This window comes from Microvirga sp., from assembly GCF_014699075.1.
Taxonomy (GTDB): domain Bacteria; phylum Pseudomonadota; class Alphaproteobacteria; order Rhizobiales; family Beijerinckiaceae; genus Microvirga.
Window position 1 is genome coordinate 50,345 of record NZ_JACXAB010000024.1, and the last position, 9,528, is coordinate 59,872.

The 9,528-nt window shown below is 64.4% G+C and carries 7 protein-coding genes; 6 read left to right on the top strand and 1 reads right to left on the bottom strand.

Going from position 1 to position 9,528, the window contains the following annotated elements; genetic code table 11:
• Positions 1-657 precede the first annotated feature (657 nt).
• The 4 genes from IC232_RS22285 to IC232_RS22300 all read left to right on the top strand — a co-directional run bounded on the left by IC232_RS22285 (position 658) and on the right by IC232_RS22300 (position 5,671).
• A complete protein-coding gene (locus tag IC232_RS22285; protein ID WP_190847146.1) occupies positions 658-1,545 on the top strand; it encodes a helix-turn-helix domain-containing protein in 888 nt (295 codons plus the stop codon).
• A 330-nt stretch (positions 1,546-1,875) separates the two neighbouring features.
• Entirely contained in the window at positions 1,876-2,475 is a 600-nt protein-coding gene (locus IC232_RS22290) for a (2Fe-2S)-binding protein (protein WP_190847158.1), read from the top strand.
• Between the two features lie 2 nt (positions 2,476-2,477).
• Entirely contained in the window at positions 2,478-3,455 is a 978-nt protein-coding gene (locus tag IC232_RS22295) for an FAD binding domain-containing protein (RefSeq protein ID WP_190847147.1), read from the top strand.
• Positions 3,452-5,671 (top strand): xanthine dehydrogenase family protein molybdopterin-binding subunit, encoded by a 2,220-nt coding sequence (locus IC232_RS22300; RefSeq protein WP_190847148.1) that lies wholly within the window; start codon positions 3,452-3,454, stop codon positions 5,669-5,671. Before IC232_RS22295 ends, IC232_RS22300 begins: the two co-directional genes overlap by 4 nt.
• A 350-nt stretch (positions 5,672-6,021) precedes the next feature.
• Here IC232_RS22300 and IC232_RS22305 read toward each other — a convergent pair whose 3' ends face one another.
• Positions 6,022-6,651: an FMN-dependent NADH-azoreductase gene (locus IC232_RS22305; RefSeq protein WP_190847149.1), complete on the bottom strand. Its 630-nt coding sequence runs from the start codon at positions 6,649-6,651 to the stop codon at positions 6,022-6,024.
• Positions 6,652-6,766: 115 nt separating this feature from the next.
• Between IC232_RS22305 and IC232_RS22310 the strand changes: the two genes are divergently transcribed.
• Both IC232_RS22310 and IC232_RS22315 read left to right on the top strand, forming a co-directional pair.
• Entirely contained in the window at positions 6,767-7,702 is a 936-nt protein-coding gene (locus IC232_RS22310) for a LysR family transcriptional regulator (RefSeq protein ID WP_190847150.1), read from the top strand.
• Between the two features lie 212 nt (positions 7,703-7,914).
• On the top strand, positions 7,915-9,234 hold the full coding sequence (locus IC232_RS22315) for a low temperature requirement protein A (protein ID WP_246812337.1): 1,320 nt from the start codon (positions 7,915-7,917) through the stop codon (positions 9,232-9,234).
• The last annotated feature ends 294 nt before the right edge of the window (positions 9,235-9,528 follow it).

Below are 9,528 nucleotides of genomic sequence, written 5' to 3' on the forward strand. Positions count from 1 at the left end.
GCGACGTAAGAGCTTAGTCTGCTTCGGCACCTGACAGCCGACGTTCGCTGGGCGACCGGAAGGTGAAAGATTGACCCTAAGCAGACTTTCCTCATCCCGTCGTGGTACACGCGGCAGCACTCGCACTTATCAGCGTCCTTGTCGGCTGGTGAGGAAGCCGCACCCGCGGCGGCACGTCAGGTGATTGAACGGCTCAATCGAAGAAAGCCGTACGGCGTCTACGTGAGAGCGCCTTCTGCAACGTGTTCAAGCGGGCGGTCGGCGGCTCTCCCAAACGGTACCGTTTCGCTCGCACGGCGGACGGCAACGAAGATCGCATTGCCTGAGATGCGGCAGACTGGGGATGTCGTCGGCAGAGCCGTCCGACAGTCGCTGAGATCCCGGGCGCCAACCCTCGAGGAACCCGGGCGAGTATCACATTGCAGCGGGCTGTCGTCTTGCACGGGGTCAACAGGGCGTAGCCTGCACCGGTCACCGTCATGCCGGACTGGCAAGCCGTCACGCTCCGCCACGCTTCGACATGGGCCTACCTGCCGTCCCTAAGGAGAGGCTCGGCAGCTAGGCCGCCTATCTCCGAAGTGGTATGTTCTCATGATCGCGGGGTTTGTCTAGCTTGTACCCGCTTAACTCCTTCGCGTTGAACGTGAGAAGTTCACCATGGGGCAGACTCGGTTCGCGGACACGACGCTTCATATCAGTCGCTTGCAGCGTGTCGTGTCTCCCCCCGTCATCCCGGAAGTGTTTCTCGGCGATACGCGCCTCGTTGGGCGATGGCGGAACGAACCCTTCGAATATGATCTGCCACCCCTAAAGCATCACGTGCTCTCCGCGAAGTATGCCGGTGAGGGCCTTTCGTCCCTGAAGATCGGCCGCCGGACGATCTCCGCGCTCTCGATGGCGGGAACGATCACGCTCGCGCCGAGAGGCCATTCTGGGATCTGGCGGGCAGAGGGGGTGGTCGAGGTCTCGAACATCTTCCTGGGGCACGAGCGCCTCCTGGCGTGCGCGGATCAGGTTGGGAACGGGCGGGCGCCGGAGTTGCTCGACCGGGTCAACTTCAGCGACCCCAGGATGGTCACCATCATGACCTGGATCGACGAGGAGGTCAGGTCGGGAGGCGTCATATCGAACCTGTACATCGAGCACCTCCTAGACCTGGTGTGCCTCCAACTCATCAAGGATCACTCGGAAACCGCGATGCCGATCGTTTCCGGACCGCGCGGCCTGGCATCCTGGCAGGTCAAACGGGTCACAGATTACATGCGCGACAATCTCGCCGAGAACATCAAGCTCCAGGAACTGGCGGATATCGTCAACCTGAGCCGCTTTCACTTCTGCACGGCCTTTCGTATTGCCACAGGGCATACACCCCACGGATGGATGACCCGCCAGCGGATCGCTTATGCCAAACGGCTCCTGCGGGATCCGGCAATGCACATCACCGATATTGCTCTCATCGTTGGCTACGGAACACCGTCCTCGTTCTCGGCGAACTTCCGGAAAGTGGCCGGCCTGACCCCGAGTGAGTTCCGGCGCCGGCTCTGAGAACTCCGCCTCGGGCGCAACAGCCATCTCACTCCCACGATCCCGAGCCTCTTCCGAAGCCGCTTCCCAAAGGTCGAGGTCCCGGCTCACATCTTTGTTACCCATTCACCGCAATATTCGGACAGTCGTCGCAACATCGCGACGGCCCGACCGGCACCGAACGATCATTCTCCCGCTCGCGGGCAACGAAAGGACCCCGCAAGCCGAACAAGACCTGTCGCGTAGTTCCTCACGTTTCAATGCGTTCTTCCGGGTAAGGCCGGCACACCGATCAGGAGCCGCATGACCATGTCTGACCATGATAGAATCCCCTTGCGCCAGGCACGACCCATGGCAGAAAAAGGCGCAGCCGGAAGTAGGCTGTCCCGCCGCTCGGTCCTACAAATGGCCGGAGGAGCGGCTTCCCTTGCCGCAGCTTCCGTAGCGACCACGCAAACCGCCTCCTCGGACGGCCCGCCAGCCACGTCCACGACGCGTGTCCGGCTGGTCGTCAACGGCAGCGCACGGGAACTCGAGCTCGATCTTCGGCAATCGCTCCTCGACGTCCTTCGGGAGAGGCTCGACCTCACAGGGACCAAGAAGGGCTGCAACCAGGGCGCTTGCGGTGCCTGCACCGTGCTCGTCAACGGACGGCGCGTAACCTCTTGCCTGACGCTGGCCGTCATGCACGACGGTGCCGAGATCACTACAATCGAGGGCTTGGCAAGGGGCGATGAGCTCCATCCGCTCCAGGCTGCCTTCATTGAGCACGACGGGTTCCAGTGCGGCTTCTGCACGCCCGGCCAGATCATGTCGGGTGTCGCCTGCATCGCCGAGGGGCACGCCACTTCGCCCGAGCAGATCCAGTTCTGGATGAGCGGCAACATCTGCCGCTGCGCCGCCTATCCCGGGATCGTCGCGGCTGTTGCCGACGCAGCAGGGAGGACCTGACGATGCTTCCTTTCAGCTTCGAGAAGGTGCGGACCGAGCAAGACGCGATCCGCGCGGCCGCGGCGGGCGCCCGCTACATCGCAGGCGGCACCACACTCATCGATCTCATGCGTGACGAGGTCGAGCGTCCTGAGCGTCTGGTCGACATCAATGCCCTGCCGATGGCCGACATCCGCGCCGATGGATCCGATCTCGTGATCGGCGCACTCGCCCGGATGAGCGATGTCGCGGCCCATCCGGAGACGAAGCGCCTTCAGCCCCTAATCGCCGAGTCCCTGATTGAAGGAGCCTCGCCGCAGCTTCGCAACATGGCCTCGATGGGGGGCAACCTGTTGCAGCGCGTGCGCTGTCCGTACTTTCGGATGCTGGACGCGGCCTGCAACAAGCGCGATCCCGGCTCGGGCTGTTCGGCGATCGAAGGCCTCAATGCCGGGCACGCCATACTCGGGACCAGCGACCATTGCGTCGCTACACATCCGTCGGATGTGGCCGTTGCCCTGGTCGCGCTCGGTGCCACGATGCGGGTGCGAGGTCCCCAGGGCGAGCGCACCTTCCCAGTCGAGGAGCTCTTCCGGCTCCCTGGAGACACGCCGCATCTCGAGCACACCCTGCGCCCCGGCGAGCTGATCGTCGAGATTCGGGTGCCGGGCGGACCGTACGCCCGGCAGGCCCGCTATCTCAAGGTTCGTGACCGTGCCTCCTACGAGTTCGCGCTCGTCTCGGCCGCCGTGGCCCTGGAGACGGAAGGCGACACCATCCGCCAGGCCCGTGTCGCGGTGGGCGGCGTCGGCACGCGCCCGTGGCGCATGCGTGCGGTGGAGGAGGCGCTCAGGGGCAAGGCCACGGACCGCAATGCCTTCGAGGCTGCGGCTCACCTCGCTCTGGAGGGAACTCGGCCGCTTTCGCATAACCACTACAAGGTCGAGCTGCTGCCGCGGACCATCGTTCGCGCGCTCGAGATGGCGGGAGGAACAGCATGACCATTACCCTGATTGGGAAACCAGTAACCCGCGTCGACGGGCGGGCCAAGGTCACAGGCGCTGCGCGGTACGCAGCCGACTTCAATCAGCACGCCCAGCTCCATGCCGTGATCGTCAGTGCGACTGCCGGCCTCGGCCGGGTGACGGCGGTGGGCGAAGCACCTGTGAGGGCCATGCCGGGTGTCGTGGAGATCATCAGTCACCTCAATGCCCCTCGATTGGCCTACGGCCCTCACAAGGCGTTCATCGATCCGGAGGTCGGGGAGCGGCTGCATGTCCTTCAGGACGATCAGGTCCGGTTCTACGGCCAGCCCGTTGCAGTCGTCGTGGCCGATACGCTCGACCACGCGGAGCGTGCCGCTAACGCGCTGCACGTCAGCTATGCGGCCGAGCGGCCGGTCGTCGATCCGCGCGATCCGAAGGCGCAGGCGGTCGAACCATCCGGCTCCAGGGGCCATTCCCACGCGGCCCGCGGGGATGCGGATCAGGCGCTGGCAGATGCCCCCGTGAAGGTCGACGTGACCTATGACATGGCACGCGAGAACCACAATCCCATGGAGCCGCACGCGGTCGTCGCCGCCTGGGATGGCGACAGGCTCACACTGTGGAGCAAGAGCCAGTTCGTCGTGAACGAACAGGCGGAGATCGCAGCGATCTTCGGCCTACCGGTCCAGAACGTGCAGGTGAACTGCCCGTTCATCGGCGGAGCCTTCGGGACATCCCTGCGGACATGGCCGCACGTGACCCTCGTGGCGATGGCAGCCCGTCAGGTCGGGCGCCCCGTCAAACTTGTCCTGAATCGCAGACAGATGTTCTTCACCACCGGACATCGGCCGCGCACCCTGCAACGCATCGCCATCGGGGCAACCCGGGACGGCAGGCTCACGGGCATCATCCACGAGGGCAATGGCGAGACGAGCCGTTACGAGGAGTTCACCGAGGCACTGCTCTCCGCCACGAGCTACATGTACTCGTGCCCCAACGTGCGGACGAGCTACCGGCTGACGCCGCTCGATATCGGGACGCCCAACCACATGCGGGGGCCGGGCGAGTCGAGCGGGATGTTCGCCCTCGAATCCGCGCTCGACGAACTCTCCTACGCGCTGGACATCGACCCGATCGAACTGCGCCGCCGCAACGAGCCGACTATGGACGAGGGCGAGAACAAGCCGTTCTCCAGCCGCTCCCTGGTGCAGTGCTACGAGCGGGGAGCCGAGCGCTTCGGCTGGGCCCAGCGCACTCCGGCGCCCCGCTCCATGCGGGACGGCCGCCTGCTGGTGGGCATGGGTGTTGCCTCAGCCACCTACCCGGTCTGGTACCTTCCCACGAGCGCCCGTGTCCGGCTGCATGCGGACGGCACCGCCGCGGTCGAGGTCGCGGCAAGCGACATGGGGCCGGGCACCTACACCTCGATGACGCAGGTGGCGGCCGAGACCCTCGGCATCCCGGTCGAACAGGTCCGCGTCAGCATCGGGCGCTCGGACTTCCCCCCAGCGCCCCCGCATGGCGGCTCGATGACCATGGCCTCGGTCGGCTCGGCGGTCCGCGCCGCCTGTCTCGCAGCGCGGGACGAGGTGGCGCGCCGTGCGATCGCCGACCAGCGCTCACCGGTGTTCGGCGCAGCCCTGGAGAGCGTCGAGTGGGTCGGCGGAAACGTCCGCCGGCTTGGGGACGCCTCGGCGGGACAGCCCTATCGCGACATCCTCGCGGGCAGCGGGCAGCCAATCGAAGCGCATGCCGCGAACCACCGCGATCCCGAGGCCGCCCGGCGCTACTCGATGCACTCGTTCGGGGCCGTGTTCGCCGAGGTGGCGATCGACCCGGACGTCGGCACGATCCGGGTGCGGCGGGCCCTCGGCGCCTACGGGGCGGGCCGCATCGTCAATCCGCTCCTGGCCTCAAGTCAGTGCACTGGCGGCATGATCGGCGGCATCGGTATGGCCCTGATGGAGCAGACGGCCCTCGATGCGCGGGATGGACGTCCGGTCAATGCTCACATGGCCGACTACCTCATGCCGGTGAACCTGGACATCGGGCAACTCGAGGCTCTGTTCGTCGACGAGGACGATCCGCACGTCAACACGCTCGGGGTGAAGGGACTGGGCGAGATAGCCCTCGTCGGAATGGCGCCTGCGATCGCCAACGCGATCCATCATGCGACGGGCAAGCGTGTTTGTCACCTGCCGATCCGCATTGAGGACGTTCTGACAGCCTAGGGTGGCAAGGGGAAATGGGTAGCCAAGCGATCCGGGACACCTAATCCCAAGCTCATACGCTTTGCCTGCCTGGTCCTGCCCATGGGCGAACTCGTGATCGATTGCGACGTTGCTCGTCCTAAGGGCTCGTGTATGCCCATAGTGGGTCGATAGTGCAGCACGGCCCCGTGCAGGTGAGGGCTCCGTACAAGGCCGCGCTGCTGAGCATGCCACGGAGGGCGGTCTCATGTTCTGCCCCTACGGCCGAGATTGTCCATCCCAAGGTGCATGCCCAATCCAGGTCATAGCGCGATCCCGCATGGAAAGCGGCGGACCCGCCGGTGCGAATGGGCAGCTTTGCCCCACAGCGGCTAGGCCGCCTTGCGACAAGCCTCGCCGATAGTCTCGCTGATCTGCCGGCGCACGTCCTCGATGGCCTGCTCGCGGGCTTCCGGTCCGAAAGCCAGTTTCTCTGCTCGCAGGAAGATCACGTCGGTGATGCCCATGAAAGCGAGAAGGTTGCGCAGATGTGGCTCTTGCGAGTCCATCGGCTGGGCGGGGCCCTCGCTGTAGAGGCCGCCGCGGCTCTCGACCACGAAAGCACGCTTGCCCTTAAGCAGACCCTCGGGACCGCTCTCGCTGTAGCTGAACGTGATGCCGGCCCGCAGCACGTGGTCGAACCAGGCCTTCAGGGTTGAGGGCATACCGAAGTTGTACATGGGCGCCCCGATGATGAGCGTATCGGCTGCTTTGAGCTCGGCGATCAGCCCATCCGAGAGGGATGGGGCGGCAGCTTGAGCCGAATTGCTGAGCTCCCCTCCGCGCAGCGCCGTGGCGGAGTCGATGGTCAGGTGCGGAACGGGATCGCGGCCGAGATCCCGGGCGATGACCCGCAGGGCGGGATCATGGGATCGCAGGCGGGCGACGGTTTCCGCGACAAGCTGGCTGGACACGGAGGCTTCTCCGAGCGCGCTGCTGGTGATCACGAGAGCTGTGGACATGAGACAATCCTTCCAAGGGTTCTGGTCCTTGCGGTACGACCGAGGTAATGGTTCATCGGATGCAGCAGAAGGCGCATATTCGGCACCATGCTGTTGCCAACGGAGGAACACTGCTGTGACCGAGCTGGAGGAGCTGAGGACTTTCGTGGAGGTCATCGAGAGCGGCGGCCTCAACCGTGCCGCAGCTCGCCTGGCAGTCTCGAAGTCCATCATCAGTCGGCGGATCACGCGTCTCGAGACGGATCTCGGCACCCGGCTCCTCAGCCGCAGCACGCGCGGAATCATCCCGACCGAGGCCGGCATCGAGTTCAAGGCACGGTGCGACCGGATCCTTGCGGAACTGGACGAAGCACGCGATGCGGTGGCGCAGCAGGGGCGATCCGTGCGTGGGCGACTGCGCCTGTCCGCACCGCTGGCGTTTGGCGTGCGGCACCTGGCGCCGGTCCTGGCGGACCTCGCCTCAGCCCACCCTGATCTTGAGATTGACGTGTCCTACACCGACCGTGTGGTCGACCTAATCGGCGAGCGGTTCGATGCTGCGGTCCGTATCGGCTCCCTCAGGGACTCCAGCCTCGTCGTCCGCAAAATAGCGCCCGTTCACGCGGTACTGGTAGCAAGTCCCGGCTACCTGGCCCGTCATGGGCGGCCGAGGACACCGCAGGATCTCGTTGGCCACGAATGCCTGATCTACACGGGAAGCTTGGTGCCCGAGTGGAGTTTCCTGTCGGGCAAGCGCCGGATCTCGATCCGACCTGAGGGACGACTGAGGTCGGACAGCGGGGAGGCCATTCTCCAATGGGCGATCGCGGGCATCGGGATCGCGGACTCTCCATCGTTCCTGGTTTCCGACGCGATTGAGAGTGGTGCCCTCGAACCCCTTCTGCTGAGTTATCCCAGGCCCGAATACGGCCTCCACGTCGTGCGCCCGCCAGGCTCCCACGTCCCGGGCAAGGTCCGGGTTCTGATCGACACGCTCGTCGAACGCTTCGGAGGCACGCCTGACTGGGATCGCTGCCTGGCCGCGCGGAGCAAACCTTTAGACCTTCGATGAGAGATCCGTAGCCGCGCTACGAGTGCAGTTACCGCTAATTGTCAGGCGAAACGTGGATGAGCCATTCCTGCCTTCCGTTCAAACCTGGAAGGTCTGCCGGGATCGTGGCCAAACGGCGGGTTCTAATCTAGGATCAGGAACGCTGAAGTTTGGATGTCCTGGCCTTGTGGAATCCGCATCTCGCATGTGGGATTGCCAATGAGAGACCGTCCATGACCGCTACGCCGACAGACCACGGAGCGCTCCACCACCACGCCCGGCGAATGGGCGGACGTGACCCTCACGAGGCTCATCGCGCCGCCACCCCACTTGAGCTGCTGTTCGACCTGATGTTCGTCGTCAGCTTCGGGCTTGCGGCTTCCCAACTCGCCCATGCGCTGGCAGAAGCCCACTACGCCACCGCCCTGACCGGCTTTGCCTTCGCGAGCTTCTGCATCTGCTGGGCCTGGGTCAATTTCTCCTGGTTCGCCTCGGCGTACGATACCGACGACTGGGTCTTCCGTCTCACAACTATGGTGCAGATGATCGGCGTGCTGGTCCTTGCCCTCGGCCTGCCGCGCATGTTTGCCTCCATTGAGCATGGCGGACACCTGGACAACTCGGCCATGGTGCTCGGCTATGTGATCATGCGGATCGCCATGGTGTTCCAGTGGCTGCGGGCGGCCAGGCAGGATCCAGTCAGGCGCCGCGCCTGCGCAACCTATGCCGCGGTTATCTCAATTGCCCAACTCGGCTGGGTGACACTAATCCTTTTCAACCTTTCGCTTGGCGTGACCCTCATCTTCGCCTCGATGCTCGCGCTGGTGGAACTGGCGGGTCCTTTCATTGCCGAGCGCTGGGATGGCGGTACACCCTGGCACGCCCATCATATTGTCGAGCGCCACGGCCTGTTCGCAATCATTGCCCTTGGTGAGGGCGTCGTTGGCACACTCGCGACCCTTTCGGCCGTGGTCGAGGGCCACGGCTGGACCGTGGATGCGGCGCTTGTCTGTATCGCTGGCATCGGGCTCACCTTCGGCATGTGGTGGGTCTACTACATCCTGCCGTCCGCTCCGATGCTCCATGCCCATCGCAACCGGGCTTTAGTGTGGGGCTATGGCCAAATGGTGATCGTCACCGCCATCGTGGCGACGGGTGCCGGCCTGCACGTCGCAGCGTACTTCATCGAGCACAAGGCCCATATCAGCGCGCACGCCACGGTGCTGACCGTCGCCATTCCGGTCAGCGTCTTTCTCGGGGCGGTCTATGCACTCTACACCTACCTCGTCGACCGATTCGATCCGTTTCACGCCTGGCTGCTGGTCGGGACTGGTGCTGCTGTCTTAGTCGCGGTTGTCGCGGCGTTGGCCGGCGTCGACATGGCGATCTGCCTTGTCATCCTGATGCTCGCGCCGGTGGTCACGATTGTCGGATATGAAGTGCTGGGACACCACCATCAGGCAGAGGTCCTTGCGAACGAAGATGCAGCCCCTCCAGTGGCACACCCGCGCATGCACGAGGGCTCCCCCTTACTTCATCCCCATAGAAAATAGTGGTTCTGGTCGCCACCATCAGTGTTGAATGGATGATGTTGCTTTAGCTGGATGCTAATCGGCAACCGAAGGTCTGCACATAGCACGGAGCCGAAGTAAGCCGAATGTCTGGTTGCGTAGGGTCAGCGGACGTTCCTGAAAGCTGGGTATGGTCGCTGGATGACCCTGGCTGTGTCAAAACGCGGTCGATGATATGATCGCCCAGCCTTGTTTGGGGGATCCGATGAGACGCTTTGTTGAAGGCGTGGATCGCAGCCAGACCACCCTGTTTCCCGAAAGCCTGGACGACTGGGT

What these genes read in the sequence shown, in the direction of transcription:
- IC232_RS22305 (WP_190847149.1), bottom strand. Translation starts at nt 6,651, where the DNA reads ATGTCCACAGCTCTCGTGATCACCAGCAGCGCGCTCGGAGAAGCCTCC.
- IC232_RS22295 (WP_190847147.1), top strand. Translation starts at nt 2,478, where the DNA reads ATGCTTCCTTTCAGCTTCGAGAAGGTGCGGACCGAGCAAGACGCGATC.
- IC232_RS22315 (WP_246812337.1), top strand. Translation starts at nt 7,915, where the DNA reads ATGACCGCTACGCCGACAGACCACGGAGCGCTCCACCACCACGCCCGG.
- IC232_RS22290 (WP_190847158.1), top strand. Translation starts at nt 1,876, where the DNA reads ATGGCAGAAAAAGGCGCAGCCGGAAGTAGGCTGTCCCGCCGCTCGGTC.
- IC232_RS22285 (WP_190847146.1), top strand. Translation starts at nt 658, where the DNA reads ATGGGGCAGACTCGGTTCGCGGACACGACGCTTCATATCAGTCGCTTG.
- IC232_RS22300 (WP_190847148.1), top strand. Translation starts at nt 3,452, where the DNA reads ATGACCATTACCCTGATTGGGAAACCAGTAACCCGCGTCGACGGGCGG.